Consider the following 11748-nt stretch of genomic DNA (forward strand, 5'->3'; position numbering starts at 1 on the left):
TTAAGCCTCCATGTTTTTCAGCTTTTCGGCCTGATCGTTGGTAACCAGGGCATCGATGATCTCGTCGAGTTCGCCGTCCAGGACGGCGTCAAGGTTGTGGACCGTCAGCCCGATGCGGTGGTCGGTCACCCGGTTCTGAGGAAAATTGTAGGTGCGGATGCGCTCGCTGCGGTCGCCGGTACCCACCTGGGAGCGCCGCTCCGCCGCCAGCTCTCCCTCCTGCTCGGCCCTGGCCATATCTAAAAGCCGCGCCCGCAGGACCTTCAGCGCCTTTTCCTTGTTCTTGAGCTGGGACTTCTCGTCCTGGCAGGAAACGACCAGGCCGGTGGGCAGATGGGTGATCCGCACCGCCGAATAGGTGGTGTTCACCGACTGGCCTCCGGGGCCGCTGGAACAAAAGATATCGATCCGCAGGTCCTCGGGTTTAATCTCAACGTCCACCTCTTCGGCCTCCGGCAATACGGCCACCGTCGCCGTCGAGGTGTGGATACGTCCGCCGGACTCGGTAGCGGGTATGCGCTGCACCCGGTGAACGCCGCTTTCAAACTTTAAGCGGCTGTAAACCCCCTGGCCTTCAATCATAAAAATTATCTCTTTAAATCCCCCCAGCTCCGTGGGATGGGCATCGATAATTTCCGTACGCCAGCGCTTCTTTTCGGCATAACGCTGGTACATGCGGAATAGGTCGCCGGCAAAGAGGGCCGCCTCGTCACCGCCGGCCCCGGCCCGGATCTCCATAATAATGTTCTTTTCGTCATTGGGGTCTTTGGGCAGAAGGAGGATTTTCAAGCGCCGTTCCAGCTCCTCCTTCTCTTCCTCCAAACGCTTAATTTCACCCGATAAAAACTCACGAAACTCGGAGTCCTTCTCTTCTTCCAGCAAATCGCGGCTTTCTTCCAGGTCGGCCGTCACCCGGCGGTAACGGCGAAAGGTCATCACGATATCTTCCAGAGCGGCATGGGCCCGCGCGTGTTTCTGCAACTGCTCCGGATCGGATATTACTGCCGGATCCCCCATAAGTCTTCCCAGTTCTTCATACTTTGCTTCGATTTGCTCCAATTTATCGAACATCTGCATTCACCTCCGTCCCCGGCGGCTCTTCCATAACCGCCTTGAGGGCGGCCAGAGCCACCTCCAGCATACCGTCGTCCGGTTCCCGCGTAGTCAACTTCTGCAGCCAGAGGCCGGGAGCGGCTATGGCTCGCACCAGGGGCACGTTTAAATAACGGCCGGTAAATTTAAGCATTTCATAAGCCAACCCGGCGATTACCGGGAGCAATACCAGCCGCGAGGCCAGGCGCCAAAGGATCCCGCCCCGGCCGACCACGGAAAAGAAAACAATCGTTAATATGAGGACCAACAGGAGAAAACTAGTACCGCAACGGGGATGAAGGGTGGAATAAGGCCGTACCGTTTCTACCCGCAAAGCGGCCCCCGCCTCCAGGGCGTTGATTGCTTTGTGCTCGGCGCCGTGATACTGGAAAACGCGTTCTATATCTTTAACCCGGCCGATGGCCACCACGTAGCCTAAAAAAAGAAGCATTCTTAAAAGACCCTCGACCACGTTCTGCCATAATATAGACAGATGGTCGTGGAGGAGAAGGGCGGCTCCGGCCGGCAACAGGACGAAAATTCCTACCGCCGCCGCCAGGGCCACGATCACCGTTAGGACCAGGTCCCTGGTGCTCAACTCTTCTCCTTCTTCCTCCACTGCCTCGTTGGCCGAGAAGGTCAAATAGCGGATGCCTAAAATTAAAGATTCAAAAAGCGCTACAACGCCGCGGAGCAAGGGCATTTTAAACAGGGGATGGCGGCCGAAGATGCCGTCGTTTAAATCGGTCCGGACCAAAATCTCGCCGTTTGCCTTGCGGATGGCCACGGCCGTTTTGCGGGGACCACGCATCATAACCCCTTCAATGACGGCCTGGCCGCCGTACTGCACGTTACTTGCCGCCGCCAATAGGAAAAAGCAGAGCCCTCGGCTCCGCCTTTTTTTGCTAGCGACCATATTTCTGCCGGAAGCGTTCAATCCGCCCGCCACGCTCAACTACCCTCTGCCGGGTGCCGGTGTAGAAGGGATGGCATTGGGAGCAAATTTCCACCCGTATCTCCTTTTTGGTCGAGCGTGTTTCAATGACATTGCCGCAGGCACAGATGATCCGCGCTTTGTCGTAATTGGGATGGATGTCCGGTTTCACGCCTTTTCACCTCCGCGGGTAAATCAAACTCATTTCAGTATAACATGAAAGGGCACAAGGTGCAAAGAAAAAAATAAAAGGGCCGGCGTCACGACCGGCCGTTCTATTTTAAAAAGCCTTCCGGATTTACAGCCCTGCCCTTTTCCCGAACCTCAAAATGGAGGTGGGGGCCGGTGGCGTTCCCCGTGGCGCCTACTTCGGCGATGACCTCACCCGCCCGGACGTACTCGCCGCTTTTTACCAGATTACGGGAGTTATGAGCGTAAACCGTCTCGAGACCGTTGCCGTGGTCAATCTTTACCATGTTACCGTAAATGCCGTTCCCCCATCCGGAAAAAGTGACTATCCCCGACCAGGCGGCGCGAATATAATCTCCCACCCTGCCAGCTATATCGAGGCCGTGGTGAAATTCATTATCCCGCCAGCCAAAGCCGGAAGTAATGGAGCCGAACAGGGGCCAGAACAAGGAAACCGGATTAAGGCTCCGGGAAGCCGGACGGGTTGTCGTTACAACGCTTCCCGCAGCGGGAACGGTAAGAACCGTACCGGGCCGAAGCCTTTTAGCGTCGACAATGCCATTTGATGCGGCTAGGTCTTCGACACTGGTACCGAAACGCCGCGCAATGGCCCACAGGGTGTCTCCGGCGGCCACCGTATAGAGCCGTTCCCTTTCATAGGGCAATACCAAGAACTGTCCCGGTTCCAGGGTGGCCTCGGGTTCCATATAATTCATGGCCGCCAGGAGTTCTGGTTCCGTCTGGTACCGCCGGGCGATGCCCTCGAAGGTGTCCCCCTCTTCCACCCGGTAGATGCGGGTATAGCTGTTTAAGCGCGCGGCAAGCTCCTGATAAGTTTCCGGCGCCGCAGCCGCCGCCACCTGCCGCAGATCATCGATGACGGCCCCCTGCGCCGGTAGGGCGAAAAGGCTGTTAAATAACAGGACCGACCCCAGGGCCAGGCATACCGCCACCTTTTTGTAAAACATTTTTTCACTCCTGTTCTTCTCATATATGGTATTAGTTTCCTCTTCTCCCATCCGACTTTTATTTTAGCCATATAAAAACAAAAATATACCCCGTGGAGAACGGGGAATGGTTTAGAGGTATCTACCGGAACCGTTAGTGCTCCCGGGGGAACATGGCCGGAAGGGCCCGCAGGAGGTCTTTATTGCTTTTCGTTTTCTTCATGGACTCGATGAGTACCTCGGCTACCTCCACAGGGCCCATGCCGCTAGTGACCCGCCGGAAATGCCATACCAGTTCCAATTCCTCGGGGCTAAGCAAAAGCTCTTCCCGCCTGGTCCCGGAACGCTTGACGTCTATGGCCGGAAAAATGCGGCGTTCCGCCAGCCGCCGGTCCAGGATCAGTTCCATATTGCCCGTACCTTTGAATTCTTCAAAGATTACATCATCCATGCGGCTGCCGGTTTCGATCAAAGCCGTGGCTACAATGGTGAGGCTCCCCCCCTCTTCCACTTTGCGGGCAGCGCCGAAAAAGCGCTTGGGCTTATACAGGGCGGCCGGATCGACACCGCCGGAAAGGGTGCGGCCGCTGGGGGGAACGACGAGATTATGGGCCCGGGCCAGCCGGGTTATGCTGTCTAGAAGGACGACTACATCCTTTTTATGTTCTACCAGACGCTTGGCCCGTTCCAGGACCATGTCGGCCACCTTGACGTGGTTTTCCGGCAGCTCATCAAAGGTGGAACTGACGACCTCGCCGCGCACTGAACGCTCGATGTCGGTGACTTCTTCGGGCCTTTCGTCAATTAAGAGGATTATCAGTTCAACCTCGGGATAGTTGGTGGTGATGGCATTGGCGATTTTTTTCAGCAGCACGGTTTTGCCGGCCTTGGGAGGGGAAACGATCAGGGCGCGCTGGCCTTTGCCCAGGGGGGCAATCAAGTCGATAATGCGGGTGGAAGGGTCGCCGTTGTCGGTTTCCAGGGTATAACGTTCGTAGGGGTAAATAGGCGTTAAGGCGTCAAAATGGAGGCGTTCCGGTGAGGTTTCCGGGTTTTCTCCGTTGACCTTTTCCACCCGCAGCAGGGCAAAAAAGCGCTCGTTATCCTTGGGCGGGCGGACCAAACCGGCTACTTTGTCACCGGTACGCAGGTCAAAGCGGCGGATCTGGGAAGGGGATATATAGATATCGTCGCCGCTGGGTATGTAGCCGAAGGGGCGTAAAAACCCGTAACCGTCGGGCAGGATTTCCAGAATGCCCTGGGCCTGAAGCTGCTCTTCCTTTTCCTGTTCCTGCTGTTCCTTCTGGGCCAGGGCCTTGGCGATTTCAAAGACCAGTTCCTTCTTGCGTAAGCGGTAATAACCGCTTATATTGAGCTCCCGGGCTATCCGGTAAAGCTCAACCATGGTCTTGCTTTCTAATTCGGCCGTATTCAAATGTATATAACCTCCATAATTACTTATCCTTGACCTTATTCCAATCGGCTAAAAATCTGGCTAGGCCGGCTTCGGTAAGGGGATGGTTCACCATCTGCATGATGACTTTGTAGGGAACGGTAGCTATGTCGGCACCCAGGCGGGCGGCCTGCAGGACGTGAAGGGGATGGCGGATGCTGGCGGCAATAACCTCGGTTTCCAGCCCGTGCTGGGCAAAGATGGGGACGATATCGGCGATGACCTGCATACCGTAATGGTTAATATCGTCCAGGCGTCCCACAAAGGGACTCACGTAAGTAGCCCCGGCCAGGGCGGCAAGCAGCGCCTGGTTGGCCGAAAAAATCAAGGTGACATTGGTTTTAACGTTTTTCTCCTTAAGCCTTTTAACGGCTTTCAAGCCTTCGGCCGTCATGGGGATCTTAATGACGATGTTTTCGGCAAGGGCCGCCAGTTCCAGGGCCTCCGCCACCATGCCACTGGCTTCCGTGCTGATTACCTCGGCACTGACGGGCCCGTCTACAAGGGTGGCTATTTCCTGCACCACCTGGCGAAAGTTGCGGCCTTCCCTGGCTATCAGGGAAGGATTGGTGGTTACACCTGAAATTATACCCAGATCCCTGGCAGCTTTAATCTCTTCGATATTGGCAGAATCGATAAAAATGCGCACCTGTCGCCGGCACCTCCACAACGTGATAGTAAAAAACATTCATCATGCCGTTAGCAAAATCCTGCCAACTGCTCCAAAAAATTTGGTATTTAGGATAAGGGCCCGGCGGTTTAAGGCCCCGGGCCCTGCGGTAAAACGGAGAAGCCTATTTCTTTTTGGGACGGAAAGTATGGCAGGCCGTCCCGTCGGATGTGGTGACCTTGCGGTCGCCGCTCGACCGGACCTCAATGGCATCGGCGGTGCAGATCATGTTGTCCCAAAAATGGCATTCTTCTACACCGCACTTTATCTGGGCCATTTTCCAACCTCCTCGGGGTTTTTTTATAGGTTTTCACCCCGGGATAGAATTATGCAGACGGCCGGCAGAGCCAAAGACCCGCATTTTGTGGCGAATGACGGAAGTTGCAGCGTCCCTGGCCGGCCCCAGCACTTTTCTAGGATCGATCTCTTCCGGGTTATCTGCCAGTGCCCGGCGCATGGCCTCTACAAAGACGATGCGAATGTCGGTATCGATGTTGATTTTGCGCACACCCAATGCTACAGCCCGGCGTATATCTTCATCGGGAACCCCGGAAGAGCCATGGAGGACGATGGGGGTGTTTATCAGCCCGTCGATGGCGGCCAGGCGTTCGAAATCCAGCTGCGGTTTACCCTTGTAGCGGCCGTGGGCCGTCCCAATGGCGACAGCCAGGGCATCGACGCCCGTTTCCGCGACAAAGCGGGCGGCCTCTTCAGGGACGGTCATGGTGGCCTCACGTTCGGATACGCTGACATGGTCCTCGGTACCGCCGATCCTGCCGAGCTCCCCTTCCACCGAGGCACCTATGGCGTGGGCAATCTCCACTACCTGCCTGGTCAAGGCGATGTTTTCTTCCAGGGGGTATTTGGAACCATCAATCATAACCGAAGTGAAACCGGCCCGCAGGCAGCGCAGCACCTGCTCGAAGTCGGTGCCGTGATCGAGGTGCAGGACCACCGGCACCCGAGTACCGGCGGCCGCCGTACGCACCAGGGAAGTTATGTACTGAAGTCCGGCATATTTAATGGCCCCCTGGCTGGCCTGGATAATGACCGGCGCCCCTTCCGCCTCGGCGGCACCGATGATGGCCTGGACTATCTCCATATTATTACAATTGAAAGCGCCGACGGCATATCCTTTGGCGTCTGCCTCCTGGAGAACTTCAGCGAGGGTAACTAACGGCATAAGCTCAACTCCTTAAAAAAATTGTTCCTCCCGGCACCTTCTGTTATACCCGCGTTTTCTGGCGCCGGCGACGGGTGCGCTGCCTGGTTCTTCCGGGCAAGCGGATTTCCTGGAGTTCTTCCACCTGCTCCAGATCGGTATAGGTTAGGGCAGGAAGGGTCTTTTCCGCCCGGCAAGCCTGGCAGCGCAGCTTAAGGTGTCCCGGAAAAATTTCTACTTCGATGTTTTCATTGCCGCAGCCGCACCGTACCCGGCCTTCCTCGGCCTTCTGGTAAATAAGGGACAGCAATTGATACATGATCTCCGGCTCTTCAAAAAAATCGTCGTAGCCGAGGTCCCGGGCGGCTTCGACCAGACTGCGGTCATGACGCTGGACCGCCCGCTGCACCTTTTCCCGGGGGCCGATAAAACCGACATCCAGCTCTGTTTCCCTGCACGTCAGGGTTAAAAGCCGCCGCGCCCACAGTTCTCCATGGGTAAGCCGCATTAAATGAAGGCCGTCGCACATGCCGCAGCGGTACTGGAGGCAGAATGTCCTACCTTTCTTCTTTTCCATCTTCATCAACGGCGTACCGCAACTGCAGTCGATCTGCCACATTCTATCGCCGCCGAAATCAAAAAGGGAAAAGCCGCGAAACTCCAGGCGGCCACAGGAAGGGCAACGTATTGCTACCACATTGAAGGTGTGGATGATCACTTTTATTTAATCCCCCTCACCCTTCCATAAATTCGCCGCCGCCGGAAAAATTCCTGCACCCGGATAAATTTAAAGGCCCGCCAGCCGGCAGGCCTGTGCGTTTCCGCGAATTTTTAAACTATATTGGTCCCGCTCCTTGCAAATTATATTTTCCCGTCTGCAGTGCCTCCTCTACCGCCCGGTACAGCTGCCGGATGTCGAAGGGCTTCTGCAGGATATAGCGCACGCCGAGTCCTTCAAGCTGGCACCTAAAGTCCAGCTCATTGTAGGCCGTAATCACAATTGCCGGCAGGTGGACGGCAAGGCGCCTCACGTTCTTTAAAAACTCCACTCCGCTCATGCCCGGCATTTTAAGATCAAGAATTACCAATACAGGGGTTTCGTTTTTAATTTTTTCCAGGGCTTCCGCCCCGTCCTTCGCTTCGCAAGGAATATACCCCAGCTGTTTTAAAGCTTCGCAAAGCAAACGACGTACACCCGGCTGGTCGTCTATTATCAATACTTTCTCACCTATCAGACCAGCTCACCTCCAATCGCGGCCTTGTTAGCCCCCCTTTCATCCCCAAGCTTCGCTCACGGCTTCGCTAGATAAATTATTTTGCCATTTCTTTTTAAATTCCTGCCGCCCACTCGGTTTTACCGGCTGCAGGGGACCCCACCGGCAATAGCTCCCCGCCCGGCAGGCGCACAAGGTATGGCCGTCCCTCCCGGCAGTATACCCTGGGCAGGCGGGCGCTGGCCGTCGGCCGGCGGAGGACCGCTTCTACTTCATCCCCCACCTTTACCTCTCCGAGATGACCGACGTCTACCATGGAAAGCTGCATCCCCACCCGGCCTACCACCGGCGCTTCCCGACCGGCGACGGTTACCGTTGTCCCTTCCCCGCCGCCGCGCCCCAAGTAGGCCAAAATTGTTTTGACCAGGTAACGGGCTAAATCGCTTAAGTTCTTGGGACGGCCGACGGGTGTTAAGGCAAAGCCGTCGGCATACCCAACGGGGATAACGGCCAAACGGGTATCCTTCTTAGTTACGTAGTCGCCGCCGTAACCGACGGGCGTCCCGGCCGCCACCTCGTGGATAAACAGGATGCGAGTCTTAAAACGCCAGGGCTCCCGCAGGTCGAGGTTTCGCCGGGGAGCGCGGTAAGGGAACTGACCGTATAACAGGGTACCCGCGCGGACCATATCGAGGTGCATTTCCGGGTGCTGCAGTATACCGGTGCTGTTACATATATGTTTTAAGGGGGGATGTATCCCCCTCTCAGCCAGAGCGGCGATGACCTTCTGCAAGAGCTCAAACTGCCTGCGGGCCGCTTCCGGACGGGAGGCTTCGGCCAGATGACTGTAAATCCCTTCTATCTCCACGCCGGTCCAGTCCCGCATTTCCCCGGCTAGAATCGCCGCTTCCTCCGGGTGCAAGCCAGTACGATGCAGCCCGGTTTCGATTTTTAAATGGACCCTGGCCCGGTACCCTGAAGCAGTTGCGGCGGCGGCGACGGCCTCGGCCCCGCTGCGGCTGCAGACGGTAACGGTAAGGTCGGCCTTTAAGGCCCCGGGCAGTTCTTCCGGCAACAGGGGACTCATTACGAGTACGGGGGCGGTTATACCGGCCCGGCGCAGTTCCACCCCTTCAGCCAGGGTGGTAACCCCCAGGTAATCCGCACCCGCGTTTACAAAAATCCTGGCCGCTTCCACGGCACCTGCCCCGTAGGCGTCGGCCTTGACCACGGCCATAAGGCGGGTAGTTGGAAGTAGCAGGCCCTTGACGGCGCGCAGGTTGTGGGCCAGGGCCGTAGCTTCGATCTCAATCCAGCGGGGTCCAACCAGACCGGTCAGTTCTTTTAAGTCCATACTCCATCTCCTGCCAATTTTATGCCTCGACCGCCGCACCTTCCCGGGCCTTTTTTCGCCAGAATAAAAGGCGGCGGAAACCACGGGAATAAAGGGGTATGGCCGACTGCCACAACCAGTAATAAAAGGGGGAGTAGACGCGGTCGTACTCGCCGATGAAGGTGGTAAAGACGCCGCCGAAACCCTTTTTAAAGCGATAGAGACCGTAGAGGGGATTGTCTTCATCAAGCTTCCCGGGCACGCCGCGGAAATCGTAAAGGGTGCACCCCCGCTCCCGGGCCCACAGAATCATGGCCCACTGGAGGAGATAATTGGGCATGACGTTGCGGTGCCGGTTGCCGGAGGCGCCGTAAAGGTACCAGGCCTTATCGCCCATAATGAAGGCCAGGGTGCCGGCGATGGCTTCTCCCTGATAGTATGCCAGAAAGAGTTTGGCGTACCCCCGCTCCACCATTTCCCGCCACATGGTGACAAAATAACTGTAGGACCGCACCAAAAAACGGTCCCGCAGGGTTGTTTCCTTTAACAGTTCGTAGAAAACCGGCAAATCATCCAGGGTGCAGTCGTCCTTAATGACCACCCCTTTTTTCTGGGCCAGGCGGATGTTGTAGCGGGTTTTACCGTGCATTCTAGCCAGGAGCTCTTCCGGCTGGGGAGTTATGTCAAGGCGAAACACATGACGCGGCTGCACACCCTCAAAACCCTCTCCCTTGTTGGCCAGGCGAAAACCTTTAGCGCGCAACATCCCTTTTACAGCTTCATCTTCATCGGGTATGTCGGGGTCGATTTTCAGTAAAATGGCCCCTTCCTGCCGGGCCACCTCGTCGATGGCTTTCAATAGCTCATCGAAAAGTTCGCCGTTGTGAAAATCCACCACGGGTCCCCTGGGGGCGTAGAGGATGGAGCGACCAATGTAAGGCAGCCGTCTCTTCAAGAGGCTGGCGGCCGCCACGATGCGGTCCCCTTCTTCCAGGACGAGGCGCAAAGGGCGCCAGCCGGTAGTCGCCTTCACTTCGCCCCAGCCGTAGGACTGGAGGAAGTGGCCCTTGGGGTGCCCGGCAATAAAGGCGTCGAAACGACTCTCTTCTTCGGGGCCGATGAGCCTTGCCCGGCGATTCATGACGCTCCCCCTTGCCCGGCCAGGGCCGCCCCGATAAAGTCGCGAAAGAGGGGATGGGGACGGTTGGGCCGTGATTTAAATTCCGGATGAAACTGGCAGGCGACAAACCATGGATGATCGCTGAGCTCGATAATCTCCACCAGGCGGTTGTCGGGGGAAGTGCCGCTGACGATCATACCCCTGGCCGTCAATTCCTCCCGGTAGTTGTTGTTGAATTCATAGCGATGGCGGTGGCGTTCATAGATCTCTTCCGTACCATAAGCCTGATAGGCCCTGGTACCCGGCCGCAGCCGGCACGGATAGGCCCCCAGGCGCATGGTGCCGCCCTTTTCCGCTACGTTTTTCTGCTCCGGCAACAGATCGATTACCGGGTGGGGGGTTTCGGGGTTAAATTCCGCGCTGTGAGCCCCTTTCAGGCCGCAGACATGGCGGGCGAACTCGACCACCGCCAGCTGCATCCCCAGACAGATGCCGAGATAAGGTACCTTCATTTCCCTGGCATAACGGGCCGCCAAAATTTTGCCTTCCGTGCCTCGGTCCCCAAAACCTCCCGGCACCAGTATCCCTGCTGCTCCTTTAAGCTGTTCCGGCCCCTCCTGCTCCAGATCGCCGGAATAGATCCAGCGAATGTGCACCTGAACGCCGTGGTAAAAACCGGCATGGCGCAGGGCCTCGACGACGCTTAAATAAGCGTCGGGCAGGGTGACGTATTTGCCCACTAGGGCTATCTCTACCTTGCGGGTTATGCTTTTCATGCGTTCGACCATAGCGCGCCAGTCATCCAGCCGGGGAGGGCCGCATTCCAGTTTCAGACGTTCTACTACAATGCTGTCCAGGCCTTCCTTTTCCATCATCAAGGGTATTTCGTAAATGGAATCAGCATCCCAGGCCTGGATGACGGCATCGGGATCGATATCGCAAAAAAGGGCTATCTTTTCCTCCATCTCCCGGGAAAAGGGACGTTCCGTGCGGCAGACGATGATGTCCGGTTGAATGCCGATGCTGCGCAGTTCTTTTACGCTGTGCTGGGTGGGTTTGGTTTTGGCCTCCCCGGCGGCTTTGAGATAAGGTACGAGGGTTACATGGATGTAGAGGACACGGTCGCGGCCGATGTCGCTTTTCATCTGGCGGATGGCTTCCAGGAAGGGCAGGGATTCGATGTCGCCTACCGTCCCCCCGATTTCGGTGATGACTACGTCGGGATCGCTCTCCTCAGCCACGCGGTAGAGCTGTTCCTTGATTTCGTTGGTTATGTGGGGTATTACCTGGACAGTGCCTCCCAGGTAATCGCCCCGGCGCTCTTTGGTGATGACGGACCAGTAAATCTTTCCGGCGGTGACGTTGCTGGCGCGCGTAAGGTTGATATCAATAAAACGCTCGTAATGTCCCAGATCGAGGTCGGTTTCCGCGCCGTCTTCGGTGACGAAGACCTCACCGTGCTGATACGGGCTCATGGTCCCGGGATCGATGTTGATATAGGGGTCAAACTTCTGGATGGCCACTTTGAGACCCCGGCTTTTTAAAAGTCTACCTAAAGAAGCGGCGGTTATCCCCTTTCCCAAAGAAGAGGTGACACCGCCGGTTACAAAGATAAATTTCGCAGACATGTTCTC

General features: G+C 56.6%; 13 protein-coding genes. All 13 read right to left on the reverse strand.

The features are described from left to right. Nucleotides 1-1071 (reverse strand): peptide chain release factor 1, encoded by a 1071-nt coding sequence (gene prfA / locus MHFGQ_RS13245; protein ID WP_106006285.1) that lies wholly within the window; start codon nucleotides 1069-1071, stop codon nucleotides 1-3. After that, nucleotides 1061-1942, reverse strand: coding sequence for a DUF1385 domain-containing protein (locus tag MHFGQ_RS13250; RefSeq protein ID WP_245907905.1), 882 nt, complete (start codon nucleotides 1940-1942; stop codon nucleotides 1061-1063). Before MHFGQ_RS13250 ends, prfA begins: the two co-directional genes overlap by 11 nt. A 55-nt stretch (nucleotides 1943-1997) precedes the next feature. Further along, nucleotides 1998-2198, reverse strand: a complete 201-nt coding sequence (gene rpmE, locus MHFGQ_RS13255) for a 50S ribosomal protein L31 (protein ID WP_054937470.1) — start codon at nucleotides 2196-2198, stop codon at nucleotides 1998-2000. A gap of 103 nt (nucleotides 2199-2301) precedes the next feature. After that, a complete protein-coding gene (locus MHFGQ_RS13260) occupies nucleotides 2302-3183 on the reverse strand; it encodes a peptidoglycan DD-metalloendopeptidase family protein (protein ID WP_106006287.1) in 882 nt (293 codons plus the stop codon). 133 nt (nucleotides 3184-3316) lie between these two features. Continuing rightward, nucleotides 3317-4597: a transcription termination factor Rho gene (gene rho, locus MHFGQ_RS13265; RefSeq protein ID WP_106006288.1), complete on the reverse strand. Its 1281-nt coding sequence runs from the start codon at nucleotides 4595-4597 to the stop codon at nucleotides 3317-3319. A gap of 19 nt (nucleotides 4598-4616) precedes the next feature. Continuing rightward, nucleotides 4617-5303 carry a fructose-6-phosphate aldolase gene (gene fsa / locus MHFGQ_RS13270; protein ID WP_422879857.1) on the reverse strand — a complete coding sequence of 229 codons (687 nt, stop codon included), beginning with the start codon at nucleotides 5301-5303 and terminating at the stop codon, nucleotides 4617-4619. A gap of 106 nt (nucleotides 5304-5409) precedes the next feature. Then, nucleotides 5410-5562, reverse strand: a complete 153-nt coding sequence (locus tag MHFGQ_RS13275) for a DUF1540 domain-containing protein (RefSeq protein WP_106006290.1) — start codon at nucleotides 5560-5562, stop codon at nucleotides 5410-5412. 33 nt (nucleotides 5563-5595) lie between these two features. Next, nucleotides 5596-6468 carry a class II fructose-1,6-bisphosphate aldolase gene (locus tag MHFGQ_RS13280; protein ID WP_106006291.1) on the reverse strand — a complete coding sequence of 291 codons (873 nt, stop codon included), beginning with the start codon at nucleotides 6466-6468 and terminating at the stop codon, nucleotides 5596-5598. Between the two features lie 43 nt (nucleotides 6469-6511). Continuing rightward, complete coding sequence (locus tag MHFGQ_RS13285; protein ID WP_106006292.1) at nucleotides 6512-7165, reverse strand: hypothetical protein; 654 nt, start codon at nucleotides 7163-7165, stop codon at nucleotides 6512-6514. Nucleotides 7166-7283: 118 nt separating this feature from the next. After that, nucleotides 7284-7664: a response regulator gene (locus MHFGQ_RS13290; RefSeq protein WP_106006293.1), complete on the reverse strand. Its 381-nt coding sequence runs from the start codon at nucleotides 7662-7664 to the stop codon at nucleotides 7284-7286. Nucleotides 7665-7776: 112 nt separating this feature from the next. Further along, a complete protein-coding gene (alr, locus tag MHFGQ_RS13295; protein WP_106006294.1) occupies nucleotides 7777-9015 on the reverse strand; it encodes an alanine racemase in 1239 nt (412 codons plus the stop codon). Between the two features lie 19 nt (nucleotides 9016-9034). Next, complete coding sequence (locus MHFGQ_RS13300) at nucleotides 9035-10135, reverse strand: lipid II:glycine glycyltransferase FemX (RefSeq protein ID WP_106006295.1); 1101 nt, start codon at nucleotides 10133-10135, stop codon at nucleotides 9035-9037. Next, the gene (locus MHFGQ_RS13305; protein ID WP_106006296.1) at nucleotides 10132-11742 is read right to left on the reverse strand and encodes a CTP synthase; all 1611 of its coding nucleotides are present in this window, start codon (nucleotides 11740-11742) and stop codon (nucleotides 10132-10134) included. The genes MHFGQ_RS13300 and MHFGQ_RS13305 overlap by 4 nt, the downstream gene beginning before the upstream one ends. Nucleotides 11743-11748: the final 6 nt, after the last annotated feature.

Source organism: Moorella humiferrea (genome assembly GCF_039233145.1).
Taxonomy (GTDB): Bacteria; Bacillota; DSM-521; order Neomoorellales; family Neomoorellaceae; genus Neomoorella; species Neomoorella humiferrea.

Bases quoted from the DNA above. Each gene is read 5' to 3' on its own strand.
- prfA (WP_106006285.1), bottom strand. From the start codon at position 1,071: ATGTTCGATAAATTGGAGCAAATCGAAGCAAAGTATGAAGAACTGGGA.
- MHFGQ_RS13275 (WP_106006290.1), bottom strand. From the start codon at position 5,562: ATGGCCCAGATAAAGTGCGGTGTAGAAGAATGCCATTTTTGGGACAAC.
- MHFGQ_RS13300 (WP_106006295.1), bottom strand. From the start codon at position 10,135: ATGAATCGCCGGGCAAGGCTCATCGGCCCCGAAGAAGAGAGTCGTTTC.
- MHFGQ_RS13305 (WP_106006296.1), bottom strand. From the start codon at position 11,742: ATGTCTGCGAAATTTATCTTTGTAACCGGCGGTGTCACCTCTTCTTTG.
- MHFGQ_RS13280 (WP_106006291.1), bottom strand. From the start codon at position 6,468: ATGCCGTTAGTTACCCTCGCTGAAGTTCTCCAGGAGGCAGACGCCAAA.
- alr (WP_106006294.1), bottom strand. From the start codon at position 9,015: ATGGACTTAAAAGAACTGACCGGTCTGGTTGGACCCCGCTGGATTGAG.
- fsa (WP_422879857.1), bottom strand. From the start codon at position 5,303: ATGTTTTTTACTATCACGTTGTGGAGGTGCCGGCGACAGGTGCGCATT.
- MHFGQ_RS13260 (WP_106006287.1), bottom strand. From the start codon at position 3,183: ATGTTTTACAAAAAGGTGGCGGTATGCCTGGCCCTGGGGTCGGTCCTG.